Here is a 15,297-nt window from a genome sequence, read left to right as displayed (position 1 = left end):
TCAGGGCTGGAAGCGGTACCCCATCCCGGGCTCGGTGAGCAGGTGCCTCGGGTGCGCGGGATCGGCTTCGAGCTTGCGGCGCAGCTGCGCCATGTACTGGCGCAGATAGTGCGTCTCGCGCCGGTAGGACGGCCCCCACACCGTCGTGAGGAGCTGCTGCTGGCTGATGAGCTTGCCCGGATTGCGGAGCAGGATCTCCAGCAGATGCCATTCGGTCGGCGTCAGGCGGACGCCGCCGCTGACCGTCTTGCCCGCCAGGTCGACGGTGCGGTCGCCGACGTCCACCCGCGACACCTCGCCCGCCACCGACACGCGGCGGCTCACGGCGCGGATGCGGGCGACCAGCTCCTCGATGTCGAACGGTTTGGTGACGTAGTCGTCGGCGCCGGCCTCCAGCGCCTCGACCTTGTCCCGGCTGCCCGCCCGGCCGGACAGGACGATGATCGGCACCCGCGTCCAGCCGCGCAGCCCGTGGATGACGTCGACGCCCGGGACGTCGGGCAGCCCGAGGTCGAGGACGACCAGGTCGGGCGGGGCCGCCCCGGCCCGGCGGAGCGCGGTCGTGCCGTCGGCGGCGACGTCCACGTCGTAGTCGCGGGCGCGCAGGTTGATGCGCAGGGCCCGCAGGAGCTGTGGCTCGTCGTCGACGACCAGCACCCGCGTCACGACGCCTCCCTCGGCTCGTGGACCTGCCCCGGCTCATGGACGGGCCCCGGCTCATGGACGGGCCCCGGCTCATGGACGGGCCCCGGCTCGTGGACGGGCAGGGCGACGATCATCGTGAGGCCGCCGCCCGGGGTGTCCTCGGGGACCAGCTCGCCGCCCATCGCCTCGGTGAGCCCGCGGGCCAGCGCGAGGCCGAGGCCGACGCCGGTGTGGTTGTCGCGGTCGCCGAGCCGCTGGAACGGCTGGAAGATCCGTTCCCGGTCGGCGGGCGGGACGCCGGGGCCGCGGTCGGCGATCCGCAGCTCGACCCGGCCCTGGATCGCGCCGGCGGTGATCAGGACGGGCTCGCCCGGCGGGCTGTGCCGCAGCGCGTTGGCGACCAGGTTGACCAGGACGCGTTCCAGCAGCGCCGGGTCGGCGGTCGCCTCCGGCAGCCGCGGGTCGAGCCGGACGGTCACCCGGTCGCCGGTGCCGCCGGTGCCGCCGATGTCGTCCAGGGCGCGGGGCATGATCTCGTCCAGGGCGACGGGCTGCGCGGCGATGCCGAGGACCCCGGCCTGCAGGCGGCTCATGTCGAGCAGGTTGGCGACCAGGCGGTCGAGCCGGTCGAGGGACTGCGCGGCGGTGTCGAGCAGCTCGGCGCGCTCCTCGGGCGTCCAGGCGACCGAGGTGGTGCCGAGGCTGTCGACGGCGGCCTTCGCCGAGGCCAGCGGGGTGCGCAGGTCGTGGCTGACGGCGTTGAGCAGCGCGGTCCGCATCTTGTCGGCCTCCTCCAGGGGACGGGCCCGTCCCGCCTCCGCCTCCAGCCGCTGCTGGTGCAGCGCGCCCGCGGCCTGGACGGCGAACGCCTCCAGCACCCGCCGGTCGCCCGCCGGGAGCGGACGCCCCCGGATCGCCAGCGTGAGGCCGTCGCCCGCCGGGATCTCGGTGTCGCCCTCGCCGGGCGAGGTGCAGGGCCGTCCGCCGACGGTCGCGACGATCCGCCAGTCGGACGGGTCGTCATGGCTGTCGGGCGTGGCGGGCACCGGACGTTCCAGCAGCGTGACCGACGTGAGCCCGAACGTCTCGCGCATCCGCGAGAGCAGGATGTCGAGGGCGCGCTCGCCGCGCAGCACGTTCCCGGCCAGCGTGGACAGCAGCCCCGCCTCGCCGCCCAGCTTCGCCGCCTCCCGCGACCGCCGCGCCGCGTTGTCGACGACCATGCTGACGCCCACGCCGACCAGCACGAACACCGCGAGCGCGATCAGGTTCTCCTGCTCGGCGACGGTGAACCGGTGCAGCGGCGGGGTGAAGTACCAGTTGAGCAGCAGGAACCCGGCGACCGCGGTGAACAGCGCGGGCCACATCCCGCCGACCAGCGCGATCCCGACGACGGCCGCGAGGAAGAACAGGATGTCGGACGGCAGCGACAACGCGGGCCGCGCCTCCACCAGCCCGAACGTCAGCAGCGGCAGCCCGCCCGCCGCGACCAGGAACCCGGCGGCGCGGCGGCGCGACGACAGGCCCTGGTCGCGCACCGGCCCGCGGATGCCCTGCCTGGCCTGGTCGTGGGTGACCATGTGGACGTCGATCGACCCCGACAGCGCGGTCGTCGTCACCCCGATCCCCGGCCGCAGCAGCTGCGCGAGCCTCCCCCGCCGCGAGATGCCGAGGACGAGCTGCGTCGCGTTGACGGCGCGCGCGAACTCCAGCAGGGCGCGGGGGATGTCGTCGCCGACGACCTGGTGGAACGTGCCGCCGAGCCCCTCCACGATCTCCCGCTGCCGGGCCAGGTCGCGCGGCCGCGCGCCGCCGCCCAACCCGTCGCCGCGGGCCACGTGCACGGCGAGCAGGTCGGCGCCCTTGGACCGGGCGGCGATGCGGGTCGCGCGGCGCAGCAGCGCCTCCCCCTCGGGCCCGCCGGTGAGCGCGACGACGATCCGCTCCCGCGCCTCCCAGGTGCCGCCGATGCCGTGGTCGGCGCGGTACCGGTCGAGCTGCTCGTCGACCTTGCCCGCCAGCCACAGCAGCGCCAGCTCGCGCAGCGCGGTCAGGTTCCCGACGCGGAAGTAGTTGGACAGGGCCGCGTCGACCTTCTCCGGCGTGTAGACGTTGCCGTGCGCCATCCGGCGGCGCAGCGCCTCCGGCGCCATGTCGACCAGCTCGACCTGCCCGGCGCCGCGGACGACCTCGTCCGGGACGGTCTCCCGCTGCGGCACCCCGGTGATGCTCTCCACGACGTCGTTGACCGACTCCAGATGCTGGACGTTCACGGTCGTGATCACGTCGATCCCGGCGTCGAGGATCTCCTCGACGTCCCGCCAGCGCTTGTCGTGCCGGCCGCCGGGGACGTTGGTGTGGGCCAGCTCGTCCACCAGCACGACCTCGGGGGCGCGGCGCAGCACGGCGGGCACGTCGAGCTCGGTGAACTCGGCGCCGCGGTGCGTCACCGTCGCCCGCGGGAGGACCTCCAGGCCGTCGAGGAGGGCGGCGGTGCGGGCCCGGCCGTGCGTCTCGACGTAGCCGACGACGACGTCGGTGCCGCGGTCCTGCCGCCGCCGCGCCTCCGACAGCATGGCGTAGGTCTTCCCGACCCCGGGGGCTGCCCCGAGGTAGATGCGGAGCCGCCCCCTGGCCATGGTCACCATCCTCTCAGCCGCGGCAGGGGACGGCCTTGTCCAGGGTGAGGTTGAGCCGCAGCGCCACCACGAGGAGGCGCTCAGCCCTCCTCGGCGGGCCTTTCGACGCAGGAGTCCAGGTAGGGGGCGAGCTCGTGCGCCACGGCCCGCAGCGGCCGGACGCTCCGCTCCGCCCGCGCCATCAGGATCGCGCCCTCCAGCGAGCTGATCATCAGCGTGGCGAGCGCGTCCGCCCGCCTGGACGGGACGCCCATCGCGGCCAGCTCCCGCGCGACCGGACGCCGCCAGTCGGCGAACGCGGCGGCCGCCCCGGCCCGCGTCGACTCGACGGTGTCCGCGCAGTCGACCGTCGCCGCCGCGACCGGGCAGCCCTTCGCGAAGCCCGCCGTGCGGTACTCGTCGGTCCACTGCCGGACCATCGCCGCGAACAGCCTGCCCGGCGTGGGCCGCGCCATCGCCGCCATGAACCGTGCGACGCGCTTGCTCGCGTACCGGCCCGCCCATTCCACGGCCTCGTTGACCAGCTGTTCCTTGCCGCCGGGGAAGTAGTGCTGGAGCGAGCCGCGCGGCGCCCCGGCGTGCACGGCGACGTCCCGCAGGCCCGTGGCGGTGACGCCGTCGCGGCGGATGAGCTGCGCCGCGCTGAACACCATCCGCTCCCGTGGCCCCCGCTCGGCCGCGGCCATCAGATCCATCCCGCTATTGCGTCTATCACCTGGGCCATTATCATGACCGTTGTCATAACTCGCAAGATCGGACGACGGCAGGGCCGGAGGCGGCGATGCGTGCGGACATCGGTTTCATCGGTCTCGGCGTCATGGGGCGGCCCATGGCGCTCAACCTCGCCCGCGCCGATGCCACTCGGGCTGGTACCGGGCTGGTCGTCTGGAACCGCACCGCCGCGAAGGCCGAGCCGTTGCGGGCCGCCGGAGCGGCGGTGGCGGCGAGCCCCGCCGACGTGTGCCGCCGCGCCGGGATCGTGTTCCTCATGCTGGCCGACGGCCCCGCGATCGACTCCGTGCTGGGACGCGGCACGCCCGCCTTCGCCGCCAACGTCGCCGGGCGCGTGATCGTCCACATGGGCACGACGTCCCCGGGCTACTCGCGCGGCCTCGAAGCCGACTTGCGCGCGGCCGGCGGCCGGTACGTCGAGGCGCCCGTCTCCGGCTCGCGCGGGCCCGCCGAGGCGGGAAGCCTGGTCGCGATGCTGGCAGGCGAACCGGACGCCGTCGATGCCGTCCGCCCGCTGATCGGCCCGATGTGCCACGAGTCGTTCGACTGCGGCCCGGTGCCGAACGCGCTGCTGATGAAGCTCTCGGTCAACCTCTTCCTGATCACGATGGTCACCGGGCTGGCGGAGGCGTTCCACTTCGCCCGCGGACACGGCCTGGACGAGCACCGCCTCCGGGACGTCCTCGACGCCGGCCCCATGGCGAGCACCGTGTCACGCGCGAAGTCGCGCATGCTCGTCGACCGCGACTTCGCCGTCCAGGCGTCGATCGCCAACGTCCTGGACAACAACCGCCTGGTCGCGGAGGCCGCCAGGGACGCGGGCATCGCCTCGCCGCTGCTCGACGCCTGCCACGCCCTCTACGGCGAGACCCTGGCGCTGGGGCACGGCGAGGCGGACATGGCGGCCGTGGTCCACGCGATCGAGTCCCGCACCGGCGCGGAACGGGCGGTCACTCGCCGGCGGTCTCCGCCGCCTCGGACGACGCCCGGGCCTCGATGATCTCCTGCTGGGCCCGGGTGTGGCCGTCGATGATGATCTGGACGACCTCCGCCGGGTCGTCGGTGAGGTGGATCAGGTCCAGGTCCTGCGGGGAGATCTTGCCGCCGGGGAGCATGGTCTTCTTGATCCAGGCGAGCAGCCCGCCCCAGAACTCCGTCCCGACGAGCACGATCGGGAACCGGGTGATCTTCCTGGTCTGGACGAGGGTGATCGCCTCGAACAGCTCGTCCAGCGTCCCGAACCCGCCGGGCAGGACCACGAACGCCTGCGAGTACTTGACGAACATGGTCTTTCTGACGAAGAAGTAACGGAACTCCAGCCCGATGTCGAGGTAGTCGTTGAGCCGCTGCTCGAACGGGAGCTCGATGCCGAGCCCGACCGACAGACCGCCGTTCTCGTCGCAGCCCTTGTTGGCCGCCTCCATGATCCCCGGGCCGCCGCCGGTGATCACCGCGTAGCCGGCGTCGTGCAGCCGGGCGCCGATGTCCACGGCGAGCTCGTACTCCTCGTTGCCCGGCTTCGTGCGGGCGCTGCCGAAGACGCTGACGGCGTTCGGCAGCTCGGCGAGCAGGCCGAAGCCCTCGACGAACTCCGCCTGGATGCGCAGCACGCGCCAGGGGTCGGCGTGCACCCAGTCGGCCGGGCCGCGGCCGTCGAGGAGGCGCTGGTCGGTGGTGGTCTGGGGGACGGCCCGTCCCCGCAGCATGGCCGGGCCCTGCCGGCGCGAGCGGGAGTTCACTTCCGATGTCATGGACCCACGTTAGTAGGACGCTCCAGCCACATGCGCATACGTCGCTCGCACTCGGCGATGAGGGGAATCTCGACGAATTCGTCCTTCGTGTGCGCGAGGGTCGGCTCGCCGGGCCCGTAGTTGACGGCCGGGACGCCGAGTTCGGCGAAGCGGGCGACGTCCGTCCAGCCGAGTTTGGCGCGGACGCCGGCCCCGCTGGACGCGACGAACGCCGCGGCCGCCGGATGCGTCAGCCCGGGACGGGCCGCGGACGCGGTGTCGGTGACCGTCACCTGGAAGCCGCCGAAGATTTCCCGAACGTACGCCTCCGCCTCTTCGACGGACTTGTCGGGCGCGAACCGGTAGTTCACGGTGACGACGCATTCGTCCGGGATGACGTTCCCGGCGACGCCGCCGCTGATGAACACCGCGTTCAGGCCCTCCCGGAACTCCAGGCCGTCCACCACCGGACGGGACGGCTCGTACGCGCGCAGCACGTCCAGGATCTGCCCGGCCGTGTGGATCGCGTTGGAGCCCATCCACGCCCGCGCGCTGTGCGCCCGCTCCCCCACGGCCGTGACCTCGGCGCGCAGCGTGCCCTGGCAGCCGCCCTCGATCTGCGCGCCGGTCGGCTCCAGCAGGACGGCGAAGTCGCCCGCGAGCAGGTCAGGACGCGTCGCCGCGAGCCGCCGCAGCCCGTTGCGCTCGGCCTCGATCTCCTCGCACTCGTAGAACACGTACGTGACGTCGCGCACAGGCTCGGCCACGGTGGCGGCGAGCCGCAGCGCGACCGCGACGCCGCTCTTCATGTCCGTCGTGCCGCAGCCGTAGAGGCGGTCGCCGTCCACCCGCGACGGAAGGTTCCCGTTCAGCGGGACGGTGTCGAGATGCCCGGCCAGCACGACCCGTTCGGCGCGTCCCAGCCCGGTACGGGCGACGACGTTGTTGCCGTCGCGCTCCACCGCCAGGTGCGGGAGCGCCCGCAGCGCCTCCTCGACGGCGTCGGCGAGGGCCTCCTCCGCACCGCTCACCGACTCGACGTCGACGATGGCGGCCGTGAGGTCCGCCACGTCCGAGAACAGATCAAGCCCCATGCCCAACTCCTATCATCGCCGTCGTGGACAAGCCTGTACTGGAGTGCGCCGTCCGCTGGGCACGCCCCGCCGACGACGCCGAGATGCGCGCCCTCCTGGACGACGGGGAACGCGACCGCTACGACCGTTTCCTCCGCCCCGCCGACAAGGCCCGCTTCGTCACCGGGCGGTTCCTCGCCCGCACGGCCCTCGCCGAGGCCACCGGCCTCGCCCCCGAGGACATCCGGTTCACCACCGACTGCCCCCACTGTGGCGGCTCCCACGGCAAGCCCCGGCTGCCCGGCTCCGCCGTGGACTTCTCGCTGTCCCACTCGGGCGACCGCGTGGTGGTCGTCCTCACCGAGGGCGCCGAGGTCGGCGTGGACGTCGAGCAGGAGGGCGACCGCGACATCGACAGGCTCGGCGAGATGGTCCTGGCCGCCCCGGAGCGCGCCGTCCTCGCCGCCATGGACGATCAACGGCGCGGCTTCCACCGCTACTGGACGCGCAAGGAGGCACTCCTGAAGGCGACGGGCCACGGCCTGGCGGCGCCCATGACGGCCATCCACGTCTCCGCGCCCGACGAGCCTCCCGAGGTCGTCGCCTGGGAGGGGGAGGCGGCCGTCTCGCCCGTCCGCCTGGCCGACCTGACTCCGGGGCCCGGCTACGCCGCCGCGGCGGCCGTCCTCACCGACCGCCCGCTCAAGATCACCGAGGTCACGTGTTGATCCCGTGGTCCCGCAGGATGTCGTTGAGGGACGCCTTGTCGTGCCGCTGCCCCTCTTCCAGGCGCTTGAGGATCAGCACCGCGGGCAGCCCGAACGTGCCGCCCTTGAACTCCTTGTAACGGGTGCCGCCGACCGCGACGCACCAGTCGGGGACGCGGCCGCGGGCGACCTCCTCGCCCGTCTCGACGTCGATGACCGGCATGGACGCCGACAGGTTCGTGCCGGACCCGACGACCGCGCCGCGCCCCACCCGGGCCCCCTCGACGATCATCGACCGGCTGCCGATCATCGCCTCATCCTCGATGATCACCGGCTTGGCGTTGGGCGGCTCCAGCACGCCGCCGATGCCCACGCCCCCCGAAAGGTGGACGTTCTTGCCGACCTGCGCGCACGACCCCACGGTCGCCCACGTGTCGACCATCGTCCCGGAGTCGACATAGGCGCCGATGTTGGTGAACGACGGCATCAGCACCACGCCGGGCGCGAGGTAGGAGCCCCAGCGGGCGATCGCGCCGGGGACGACGCGGACGCCGTCCAGGCGGGTCTTCAGCGGGATGCGGTCGTGGTACCGGAAGTCGCCGACCTGGGAGCGCACCATGCCGAGGACCTTGAAGCTCAGCAGGATCGCCCGCTTGGCCCGCTCGTCGACGAGGACCTCGTCGGTGCCGGGGTCGATGCGGGCGACGCGGGCCTCGCCGGCGTCGATCTGGTCGACGGCGGCCACGATGGCGGTGCGCGCGTCGACGTCGTCCGGGGTGAGGTCGGCGCGCCGCTCCCACAGCTCGTCGATGCCGCCGGAGATCGGGCTGGTGAACGTTTCGGTCATGGGCCATGAGCTTACTGGGGGCCATTCCCCGGTACCTTCATCGCGTGGCTGTTTGGGCGAGGTTGAAGGCGCGCCCCGAGGAGGGGCCTGACCACGGCGGACGCCGCCGCGGCGGGCGCTGGGCGGCGGGCGTGTCGGTCGTCGTGCTGCTGCTCGGCGTGGGCGCCTACGCGCTGTTCCACAAGGCCCGCCCGTATCTGCACGGCACCGGCTGCGAGGTGAGCACGAGCGTGGGCAAGATGCCGCTCGACCTGGAGCAGGGCGCCAACGCCGCCACGATCGCCGGGGTCGCGTTCCGCGAGCGGCTGCCCGAGCGGGCCGCGGTGATCGCCTACGCGACCGCGATCCAGGAGTCGCACATCCGCAACCTGCCGGGCGGCGACCGCGACTCGGTGGGCATGTTCCAGCAGCGCCCGTCGCAGGGCTGGGGCGCTCCGCACAAGCTCCGCGACCCCGTCGAGTCCACCACCAGGTTCTTCAAGGCGCTGGTCAAGGTGAAGGGCTACCTGGACCGCGACCTGCACGACGCGGCGCAGCGCGTGCAGCGCAGCGCGGACGGCAGCGCCTACGCCCAGCACGAGGACGACGGCAAACTCCTCGCGGCGGCGTTCACCGGACGCGAGGCGGGCACCGCGCGCTGCTGGTACCCGCCGGGCAAGCGGACCGCGTCCCGCCGTCCGGAGGCGATCCGGGAGCTGCGCCGCGCGTTCGGGAGCAAGCTCCGCGTGAGCGGCCCGGGCCCGCTCGGCACGGGCGCGCCCGCGCGCCCCGACTCCTGGAACGCGGTGAAGGTCACGAACGCGCGGGCGGGCTGGGCGGTGGCGGCGTGGGCGGTGACGCACGCGCAGGCCTACGGCCTCACCGAGGTCCGCTTCGCGGGACGCCACTGGGAGGCCGACGCCGGCCACGACGGCTGGACGGACGACAAGCCCGCCCGCGCCGACGCCGTCATCATCCGCTGAATCCGCTGAAGCGCCCTGGCGACCACGTCCGGCAATTCGGCTCCATTGGCCGCGCGACCGATACTCGACCGCGCCGCCGTTCAACTGCGGATGTCCACAATCGGCAATTCGGACGCCGTTCGTTGATCATCAAGAGCGCTTCATGCGTTGATGGCGGGAGCACTCACGAAAGGAGTCGCTCCATGTTGCGAAAGCTCGCACACATCTCGCTCGCCGCCTCGGCGGCGGGGGCGCTGGCCCTGCTGCCCGCCGCCAACGCCTCCGCGGCCACCACGTCCGGAGTCGAGGACTGCCCGTTATCGTCCTTCTGCGGCTGGAACGGAGTCGGCTTCACCGGGACGATGACGACCTTCGGCAAGTTCACCTGTACGGACGCGCCGTTCCCGGTCCGGTCGATCCACAACAACTACCCGATCAGGTGGGAGCTGCCCATCTCCCTGACCGTCTGGTCCGGCAAGGACTGCACGGGCGAACGCCTGGGCTCGGTCTCCAACAAGCAGTCGCTGCGCAATCTGCCCTCCCCGGGTCTGAGCGCGTCCGTCCGCTACTTCTGACACCCGGCCAGCCACCGCCGGCTCCCGGCCGCGCCCCTCATTTGACGGGGAGCGGCTCGGGGCGGGGCTCCGACGCCACGCCGGACGCCTCGCCCCGGGTGTTGGCGGCGCGCAGGGCGACGGCGGCGGCCACGGCGAGGAAGACGCTGCACACCAGCAGGGCCCTCGCGAAACCGGACGTCAGCGCCTCCGGCACCGGCTTGCCGTCGGCGAGCAGGCCGTCCGTGTGGGACGTGGCGACCGCGGAGAAGATCGCCAGGCCGAGGGCGCCGCCGATCTGCTGCGAGGAGTTGAGGAGCGCGGCGGCGAGGCCCGCCTTGTCCGGGGAGACGTTCGCGTTCGCCGCGGTGGTGACGGCGACGAACACCACGCCGAGGCCCAGCGAGGTGACGAGCAGGCCCGGCAGCAGGTCGGTGAGGTACGCGCCGTCCACCGGGATGCGGGACAGCCAGAAGATCCCGCCGCCCGTGACGAGCAGGCTCGCGACGATCAACGGGCGGGTGCCCGTCCGGGCGATCAGCATCGGGGTGACGCCGGCGGCGATCCCGACGCCGAAGCACAGCGGCAGGTACGCCAGGCCGGTCTCCAGCGGCGAGTAGCCGAGGACGTTCACCATGTAGAGGCTGAGGAAGAAGAACATCGACGCCAGCCCGGCGACGGCGACGAGGTAGGCGACGTCGGTGACGGCGAGCCCCCGCACGCGGAAGATCGACAGCGGGAGCAGCGGGCTGCGGTGGCGCTGCTCGTTGGCGGCGAACGCGGCCAGCAGCACGGCGGTCCCGGCGAGGCCGCCGATGGTGCGGGCCGAGTCCCAGCCGGCCTCGGGGGCCTTCACGAGGGTGAAGACGAGCAGCAGCATGCCGCCGGTGACCAGGACCGTCCCGCCGAGGTCGAAGCTCTTCAGGCGCGCGGACCTGCGGTCGCCGTCCACCAGCAGGAACAGCCCGACGATCACCAGCGCGCTGACCGGGACGTTCACGAGCATCACCCAGCGCCATCCGGGTCCGTCGGTGAGCAGCCCGCCGAGCAGCACGCCGAGCGCGTTCGCGCCGCCCGCGACCCCGCCCCAGACGCCGAGCGCCTTGGCGCGGTCGCCGCCCTCCCTGAACATCGTCGTCAGGATGGAGAGCGTCCCGGGGAGCATCAGCGCGGCCCCGGCGCCCTGCGCGAGGCGCGCCCCGCCCAGCATCCCGGAGCTGACCGCCAGGCCGCCCGCGAGGGACGACAGCGAGAACAGCACCGTCCCGGCGAGGACGACGCGGCGGCGGCCGAGCAAGTCGGCGAGCCGGCCGCCGAGCAGCATGAAACCGCCGTAGGTGAGCAGGTAGCCGCTCGGCACCCACTGCAGGTCCTGGACGGAGAAGTCCAGGTCCTGCCTGACCGCGGGCAGCGCCACGTTGACGATCGAGGCGTCGATGAAGTCCAGGAACGCGATGGCGCACAGCAGCGTCAGGGTCAGCTTGCCGCGTCCGGTCGCGAGGAAGGACGGGCCGGCGCCCGTCCCCTCCGCCTTGTCTGTCATGGGGTCCTCCGAGTCGAATCGAGTCGCGTCCCATGAGCGAATCGGCGGGCCGAAGTGTGACACGGACACCCGACGATGAGGTTCACATCACATTTCACCCAGAAATGTCACACTCCACTGCGCGCCGTCCCTCGGCCACATCGGCGGGGACGCGTGATGTTTCCCACTATCTTTGTATGAATAGTTGACTATGGCCGTGGCGGCGTGATTCGCTTTGCGTCATGGCGATGGCGGTCCACTGAGGGGGCGGCCTGGTCCACCGAGGAGGCGGCCGGGTCCGGTGTGGGTGGCACCGGACCCGGTAGCGCCTCCCAGCGCCGGTGAATGGCACCCCGCTACCGGGGAAAACGGGTCCACATGGAGATACCCCGGACCCTCGTGATCACCGGGCACTTCCCGCCGGAGGCCGGCGGGGTGCAGACGTTCACCTGGGAACTCGTGCGCCGGCTCCCCGCCGACCGGCTGCTCGTGGTCGCGCCCGCCTGGCCCGGGGACGCCGCCTTCGACGCCCGGCTCGGCTTCCCGGTCGTCCGGCGGCACGGCTACCTGCTGTTCCGCGGACTGCGCAGGCTCGCCGCCCGGCACGGCGCCGACGTCGCCTGGATCACCGCCGCCGCGCCGTTCGCCATGTACGCGCCGCTGGTGAAGGCCGCGGGCGTGCCCCGGCTGATCGGCTCCACGCACGGCCAGGAGCTCGGCTGGTTCCGCTGCGCGCCCACCCGCGCCGCGCTCCGCGCCGTGGCCCCGGCCTTCGACGCGCTCACCTTCCTCAGCATGGGGACGCGCGGCGAGATCGCGGCCGTCCTCGGCGACCGGACGCGGCTGGTCCAGCTCGCCGGGGCCGTCGACCCGGTCCGGTTCCGTCCGGGGCTGGACGGCCGGGCGGTGCGCCGCAGGCACGGGCTCGGGCCGGGGCCGGTCGTCCTCAGCGTGTCCAGGCTCGTCCGCCGCAAGGGCCATGACCTGCTGCTGGACGCCTGGCCCGGCGTCGTCCGGCGGCATCCGGGCGCGCGGCTGGTCATCGTCGGCGACGGCCCCATGCGCGGCCACCTGATCGAACAGGCGGCACGCGCGGCGCCCGGCACGGTCACCCTCCCCGGAACCGTCTCCGCCGCGGACCTTCCCCGCTACTACGCCGCCGCCGACCTGTTCGTCCTGCCGTGCCGGGACACCCGGGGCGGGCTGCAGGTCGAGGGGCTCGGGCTGTCCGTCCTCGAGGCGTCGGCGGCCGGGCTGCCGGTCGTGGTCGGACGGTCCGGCGGCAGCCCCGAGTCCGTCCTGGACGGGCGCACCGGCGTCCTGGTCGACGCGACACGCGCGGACGGCCTGGCGGGCGTCCTGGACGACCTGCTGGCAGACCCGGGCCGGGCCCGCCGCATGGGCGACGACGGCCGCCGCTGGGTGTGCGAGAAATGGAGCTGGGACCGCGCGGCCGCCCGGCTCGCCGCCCTCCTCCGCGGCGCCCCCGCCGAACCGCCCGTCCCCGCCGGAGCGCCCGGCGCCGGCCCGGCCCGGCGGGACGCGCTTCGGGACGCGGTACGGAGGGCCGATCCCGCATGGGACTCAAAGAGCAGCTGAACCGCCGCGACTTCCGGCGCCTCATGGTGGGGCAGACCGTCTCCTCCTTAGGCGACTGGACGGGGACGCTCGCCCTCATGTACTTCGTGCTGGAGCTGAGCGGATCCACGACGGCGGTGGGCGGCGTCCTCGTGCTGCGCCTGCTCCCCTCGGCGCTGGGCGCGCCGGTCGCGGCACGGGTCGTCACGCGGTGGCGGCGCCGCAGCGTCATGATGTCCTCCGACCTGATCCGGGTGGGGATGGCGGTGGCGCTGCCCGTCCTGCCCTGGCTGTGGTGGGTGTACTTCTGGGCGTTCGCCATCGAGGTCGTCGGCCTGTGCTTCCTGCCCGCCCGGGACGCCGCCATCCCCTACCTCATCGAGGACCGCGACGAGCGCAGGCACGGCCGCGAGCACGACACCGGGACGCTGGAGGTCGCCAACGGCATCACGATGGCCACGTCCTACGGCATGATCCCGGTCGGCGCGGGCCTGTTCGGGCTGATGCTCTGGGCGTCGAACAACGCCGGCTGGGAGGGCCACTGGCGCTACGTCGTGGTGTTCTGGCTGAACGCGCTGACCTACCTCGTGTCCTATTTCGCGATCCGCTCCATCCCGGACCTCGGCCCCGCGCCCGGGGAGCGGTGGGCCGCCGACCAGGCCGCCGAGCGGGCGGGGAAGCGGCAGGGCGGCTTCATCGACGCGCTCCGGCTCCGCGTGGTGCGCGGCGTCCTGCCCGGCGTCGCGGTCGTCGCGCTCGGCCTGGGCGCGCTGTTCTCGCTCGGCGTCGTGTTCGTCAAGGACGTCCTGGACGCGAGCCCGGTCGGCTTCGGCGCCCTGGTGGCGCTGTTCGGGGTCGGCGCGATCACCGGCCTGATGATCGTCCGCAAGGGCCGGTGGCAGCTGATGACCCAGATCAGGACGGCCACCGCCCTGCAGGGCGCGACGATCGCCACGATGGGCGCGGCCGCGTCGATCACCTGGTCGTTCGTGGGCGCCGTCGTCTTCGGCGGCGCCGCCACCGCCGCCCTCGTCGGCGGCATCACCTACCTGCAGGAGAGCCTGGACGGCTACCGGCGCAACCTCGCCCTGACCGCGTTCCACGCCGTCCTGCGCTTCGGCCTGGCGCTGGCGGCCCTGCTCTCCGGCGCGGCGTCCGACCTGCTGGAACGGTGGGACGTCAGCCCGCTCGGCATGGTCCCGCCCCGCCTGGTCCTGGCGCTGTCCGGCCTGGTGGTGATCGCTGGAACGTTCCTCATCCGCTTCCCAGGCCCGGACGCGAGCGAGAGCGCGGGCCCAGGCGCAGGCGGAAGGCCCGCCTGACGGGAATGGGAATGTCACCCCTGGGATAGAAAGAACCCCATGGACTTCAAACTGGAACTGGTCGCGGTGCCCGTCTCGGACGTCGACCGCGCGAAGGCCTTCTACACCGAACAGGCCGGCTTCAACGCCGACCACGACCACCGGGTCAGCGACGAGATCCGCTTCGTCCAGCTGACCCCGCCCGGCTCGGCCTGCTCGATCGCCATCGGCACCGGCCTGGGCGCCGAGATGGCCCCCGGCACCCTCCAGGGCCTGCAACTCGTCGTCGCCGACGCCGACGCCGCCCGCGCCGAACTGGCCGCCCGCGGCGTCGAGGTCAGCGACGTCCACGACTTCCCCTGGGGCCGCTTCGTCTTCTTCAAGGACCCGGACGGCAACGGCTGGAACGTCCAGCAGATCGTGGCCCCGGGATAGCGCCCCCGGCTCGTCCGCGCCCGGAGCGTCTGTCCGGTTCCGGCAATGTTGATCTCTGTCGTGGACTCCGTCCGTCCGCCCGGTGATCGTGTGAGGCACCACCCATCGAAGGGAGTGCATCCATGAAGCGATCATTAGGGCGGGTCTTGCTCGCCGCGGCGGTGGCGGCGTCCGCGGTCGTGCTGCCCGCGTCGCTCGCGTCCGCGACAACGACCACCACCGCAGCCGCCGGTCTTCCCGGCTGCCCGGAGACCTTGCTGTGCGGCTGGTCGGGAACCAACTTCACCGGACAGGTGAGGACGTTCCGGGCGGGCGGCGGCTGCTCCAACGCGGAGTTCCCGCTCCGATCCGCCGCCAACACGTGGAACGGCAGCGGTCCCGGCATCCCGGTCATCCTGGTCGTCTACTCGGGCAAGGACTGCACCGGCAAGCTCCTCGACCACCTGGACCGGGGAGAGTCGGCGCCCTTCCTGCCCGTCGAGGGCCTCAGCGCCTACTCGGCATTCTGAGCCACCGCTCCCCTGGAGGCCCGGCCTCCGCGATGATCTCGGACGAGACCCTCACGCCCCGCCGCGGGCGTGAGGCTCTCAAGC

At 73.2% G+C, this 15,297-nt stretch carries 15 protein-coding genes; 8 read left to right on the top strand and 7 right to left on the bottom strand.

The window, feature by feature from the left end; all coding sequences use genetic code 11:
- From ACH34T_RS24350 to ACH34T_RS24340, 3 genes are all read right to left on the bottom strand, one after another.
- Positions 1–666, bottom strand: coding sequence for a response regulator (locus ACH34T_RS24350; protein ID WP_396023215.1), 666 nt, complete (start codon positions 664–666; stop codon positions 1–3).
- Positions 663–3,284 carry a DUF4118 domain-containing protein gene (locus ACH34T_RS24345; RefSeq protein ID WP_396023214.1) on the bottom strand — a complete coding sequence of 874 codons (2,622 nt, stop codon included), beginning with the start codon at positions 3,282–3,284 and terminating at the stop codon, positions 663–665. Before ACH34T_RS24345 ends, ACH34T_RS24350 begins: the two co-directional genes overlap by 4 nt.
- An 80-nt stretch (positions 3,285–3,364) precedes the next feature.
- Complete coding sequence (locus ACH34T_RS24340; protein ID WP_396023213.1) at positions 3,365–3,979, bottom strand: TetR/AcrR family transcriptional regulator; 615 nt, start codon at positions 3,977–3,979, stop codon at positions 3,365–3,367.
- A gap of 86 nt (positions 3,980–4,065) precedes the next feature.
- On the opposite strand from ACH34T_RS24340, the gene ACH34T_RS24335 reads away from it, so the two are divergent.
- Positions 4,066–5,016, top strand: a complete 951-nt coding sequence (locus ACH34T_RS24335; protein WP_396023212.1) for an NAD(P)-dependent oxidoreductase — start codon at positions 4,066–4,068, stop codon at positions 5,014–5,016.
- On the opposite strand, the gene ACH34T_RS24330 is transcribed toward ACH34T_RS24335, so the two are convergent.
- The gene (locus ACH34T_RS24330) at positions 4,967–5,767 is read right to left on the bottom strand and encodes a TIGR00730 family Rossman fold protein (protein ID WP_396023211.1); all 801 of its coding nucleotides are present in this window, start codon (positions 5,765–5,767) and stop codon (positions 4,967–4,969) included. The genes ACH34T_RS24335 and ACH34T_RS24330 overlap by 50 nt on opposite strands.
- Positions 5,764–6,840 (bottom strand): succinyl-diaminopimelate desuccinylase, encoded by a 1,077-nt coding sequence (dapE, locus tag ACH34T_RS24325; RefSeq protein WP_396023210.1) that lies wholly within the window; start codon positions 6,838–6,840, stop codon positions 5,764–5,766. Before dapE ends, ACH34T_RS24330 begins: the two co-directional genes overlap by 4 nt.
- A gap of 23 nt (positions 6,841–6,863) precedes the next feature.
- Here dapE and ACH34T_RS24320 point away from each other — a divergent pair, with 23 nt between their 5' ends.
- Entirely contained in the window at positions 6,864–7,547 is a 684-nt protein-coding gene (locus ACH34T_RS24320) for a 4'-phosphopantetheinyl transferase family protein (RefSeq protein WP_396023209.1), read from the top strand.
- On the opposite strand, the gene ACH34T_RS24315 is transcribed toward ACH34T_RS24320, so the two are convergent.
- Positions 7,537–8,373 (bottom strand): 2,3,4,5-tetrahydropyridine-2,6-dicarboxylate N-succinyltransferase, encoded by an 837-nt coding sequence (locus ACH34T_RS24315; protein WP_396023208.1) that lies wholly within the window; start codon positions 8,371–8,373, stop codon positions 7,537–7,539. The two genes, ACH34T_RS24320 and ACH34T_RS24315, sit on opposite strands and share 11 nt — an antisense overlap.
- 44 nt (positions 8,374–8,417) lie before the next feature.
- Here ACH34T_RS24315 and ACH34T_RS24310 point away from each other — a divergent pair, with 44 nt between their 5' ends.
- The gene (locus ACH34T_RS24310; protein WP_396023207.1) at positions 8,418–9,335 is read left to right on the top strand and encodes a hypothetical protein; all 918 of its coding nucleotides are present in this window, start codon (positions 8,418–8,420) and stop codon (positions 9,333–9,335) included.
- 182 nt (positions 9,336–9,517) lie between these two features.
- Positions 9,518–9,889: a peptidase inhibitor family I36 protein gene (locus ACH34T_RS24305; protein WP_396023206.1), complete on the top strand. Its 372-nt coding sequence runs from the start codon at positions 9,518–9,520 to the stop codon at positions 9,887–9,889.
- A 37-nt stretch (positions 9,890–9,926) separates the two neighbouring features.
- On the opposite strand, the gene ACH34T_RS24300 is transcribed toward ACH34T_RS24305, so the two are convergent.
- On the bottom strand, positions 9,927–11,411 hold the full coding sequence (locus ACH34T_RS24300) for an MFS transporter (protein WP_396023205.1): 1,485 nt from the start codon (positions 11,409–11,411) through the stop codon (positions 9,927–9,929).
- 357 nt (positions 11,412–11,768) lie between these two features.
- Here ACH34T_RS24300 and ACH34T_RS24295 point away from each other — a divergent pair, with 357 nt between their 5' ends.
- The 4 genes from ACH34T_RS24295 (at position 11,769) to ACH34T_RS24280 (ending at position 15,213) form a co-directional block, all read left to right on the top strand.
- Positions 11,769–12,989 carry a glycosyltransferase family 4 protein gene (locus tag ACH34T_RS24295; RefSeq protein WP_396023204.1) on the top strand — a complete coding sequence of 407 codons (1,221 nt, stop codon included), beginning with the start codon at positions 11,769–11,771 and terminating at the stop codon, positions 12,987–12,989.
- Positions 12,968–14,290 (top strand): MFS transporter, encoded by a 1,323-nt coding sequence (locus ACH34T_RS24290; protein ID WP_396023203.1) that lies wholly within the window; start codon positions 12,968–12,970, stop codon positions 14,288–14,290. Before ACH34T_RS24295 ends, ACH34T_RS24290 begins: the two co-directional genes overlap by 22 nt.
- A gap of 39 nt (positions 14,291–14,329) precedes the next feature.
- The gene (locus tag ACH34T_RS24285; protein WP_396023202.1) at positions 14,330–14,704 is read left to right on the top strand and encodes a VOC family protein; all 375 of its coding nucleotides are present in this window, start codon (positions 14,330–14,332) and stop codon (positions 14,702–14,704) included.
- A 122-nt stretch (positions 14,705–14,826) separates the two neighbouring features.
- Positions 14,827–15,213: a hypothetical protein gene (locus ACH34T_RS24280; RefSeq protein WP_396023201.1), complete on the top strand. Its 387-nt coding sequence runs from the start codon at positions 14,827–14,829 to the stop codon at positions 15,211–15,213.
- The last annotated feature ends 84 nt before the right edge of the window (positions 15,214–15,297 follow it).

The sequence above is a fragment of the Actinomadura sp. 9N215 genome, assembly GCF_044326345.1.
Lineage (GTDB): Bacteria > Actinomycetota > Actinomycetes > Streptosporangiales > Streptosporangiaceae > Spirillospora.
The sequence above is the reverse complement of the archived record's forward strand: the minus strand, read 5'-3'. Positions and strand labels throughout refer to the sequence as shown.

What these genes read in the sequence shown, in the direction of transcription:
- ACH34T_RS24345 (WP_396023214.1), bottom strand. Translation starts at nt 3,284, where the DNA reads ATGGCCAGGGGGCGGCTCCGCATCTACCTCGGGGCAGCCCCCGGGGTC.
- ACH34T_RS24340 (WP_396023213.1), bottom strand. Translation starts at nt 3,979, where the DNA reads ATGGATCTGATGGCCGCGGCCGAGCGGGGGCCACGGGAGCGGATGGTG.
- ACH34T_RS24335 (WP_396023212.1), top strand. Translation starts at nt 4,066, where the DNA reads ATGCGTGCGGACATCGGTTTCATCGGTCTCGGCGTCATGGGGCGGCCC.
- ACH34T_RS24330 (WP_396023211.1), bottom strand. Translation starts at nt 5,767, where the DNA reads ATGACATCGGAAGTGAACTCCCGCTCGCGCCGGCAGGGCCCGGCCATG.
- dapE (WP_396023210.1), bottom strand. Translation starts at nt 6,840, where the DNA reads ATGGGGCTTGATCTGTTCTCGGACGTGGCGGACCTCACGGCCGCCATC.
- ACH34T_RS24315 (WP_396023208.1), bottom strand. Translation starts at nt 8,373, where the DNA reads ATGACCGAAACGTTCACCAGCCCGATCTCCGGCGGCATCGACGAGCTG.
- ACH34T_RS24305 (WP_396023206.1), top strand. Translation starts at nt 9,518, where the DNA reads ATGTTGCGAAAGCTCGCACACATCTCGCTCGCCGCCTCGGCGGCGGGG.
- ACH34T_RS24300 (WP_396023205.1), bottom strand. Translation starts at nt 11,411, where the DNA reads ATGACAGACAAGGCGGAGGGGACGGGCGCCGGCCCGTCCTTCCTCGCG.
- ACH34T_RS24295 (WP_396023204.1), top strand. Translation starts at nt 11,769, where the DNA reads ATGGAGATACCCCGGACCCTCGTGATCACCGGGCACTTCCCGCCGGAG.
- ACH34T_RS24290 (WP_396023203.1), top strand. Translation starts at nt 12,968, where the DNA reads ATGGGACTCAAAGAGCAGCTGAACCGCCGCGACTTCCGGCGCCTCATG.
- ACH34T_RS24285 (WP_396023202.1), top strand. Translation starts at nt 14,330, where the DNA reads ATGGACTTCAAACTGGAACTGGTCGCGGTGCCCGTCTCGGACGTCGAC.
- ACH34T_RS24280 (WP_396023201.1), top strand. Translation starts at nt 14,827, where the DNA reads ATGAAGCGATCATTAGGGCGGGTCTTGCTCGCCGCGGCGGTGGCGGCG.